The organism is Aliidiomarina sanyensis, from assembly GCF_003987175.1.
In the GTDB taxonomy this organism is placed as follows: Bacteria; Pseudomonadota; Gammaproteobacteria; order Enterobacterales; family Alteromonadaceae; genus Aliidiomarina; species Aliidiomarina sanyensis.
On record NZ_PIPM01000040.1, the window covers coordinates 1 to 1,093 of the forward strand.

1 protein-coding gene is annotated in these 1,093 nt (G+C 46.4%); it reads left to right on the plus strand.

The genetic code is table 11. The features are described from left to right. Positions 1–110: 110 nt before the first annotated feature. Positions 111–1,082 carry an IS30 family transposase gene (locus CWE11_RS11975; protein WP_126777857.1) on the plus strand — a complete coding sequence of 324 codons (972 nt, stop codon included), beginning with the start codon at positions 111–113 and terminating at the stop codon, positions 1,080–1,082. The last annotated feature ends 11 nt before the right edge of the window (positions 1,083–1,093 follow it).

Consider the following 1,093-nt stretch of genomic DNA (forward strand, 5'->3'; position numbering starts at 1 on the left):
CCTGAATTCAGATAATAACCGCAACACTCATGTAATGGGATAGGTCGAAAGGAGGTCAGCTACCGACATGTGGTAGTCTTACTTTTCGACCAAAAAAAGTGAGTTCCAACATGAGTTATCGGCAGCTGACCGAGGGACAACGATACCAGATTTCGTTGCTTCTCTCAGAGAAATTTTCACTCAGAAAGATTGCACAGAAATTAGACGTTTCACCATCAACCGTAAGCCGAGAGCTTCGAAGAAACTCTGTTACATCGGGTTGCTATGAGCCAGGCAAGGCTCATCAAAAAAGTACAGCAAGGCGCAGTCATAGCCAAAAGAGAAGCATTTGTAGGCGCACTGTAGCCGCCGTAGAGCTGCTCCTTTCTGTTGACTGGAGTCCAGAACAAATCGCTGCGGTTTGCCGCTCCATAGGCCGCCCAGTGAGTCATGAGTGGATCTACAGCCATATCATTCGCGATTTTCGGCGCGGTGGCGAGTTTTACAAACACTTAAGGCATCGATTAAAGCGGTACCGAAAGCGAACACATAAGCAGCGCGGACGCATTGTCGATAGACGCTCTATTCATGACCGACCAGAGATTGTTGGAACACGCAAGCGTTACGGCGACTGGGAAATCGACACTGTGATTGGTAAACGCGGAACTGGAGTCATTGTTACCGCTCTAGAGCGAAAAAGCCGCTTCTACGTTACACGTAAGGTTTTTAGCAAAAATGCAAACGAAGTTGCTGGTGCTTTGATTGAAATGTTAGAACCTTTTCAATCACTTGTGCACACTATTACGGCTGACAATGGTTTGGAGTTCGCCGAGCATAAACGCATCGCCAAGGCTTTGGATGCAGATGTGTACTTTGCAGACCCGTATGCCTCTTATCAGCGAGGTGCGAACGAAAATGCTAATGGTTTGCTGCGTCAGTATGTTCCGAAAGGCTGCAATTTACGGATATTGACCAACGAGATGCTGACCAAAATACAACAGCGTATAAATCTCAGGCCGCGTAAGATATTAGGGTTTAAGCAACCAGATGTAATTTTTAAAGAGCAATTGCAGTACGCGCAGAGCGAGTGTTGCAGTTATTAATTGAATCTAGG

What these genes read in the sequence shown, in the direction of transcription:
- CWE11_RS11975 (WP_126777857.1), top strand. Translation starts at nt 111, where the DNA reads ATGAGTTATCGGCAGCTGACCGAGGGACAACGATACCAGATTTCGTTG.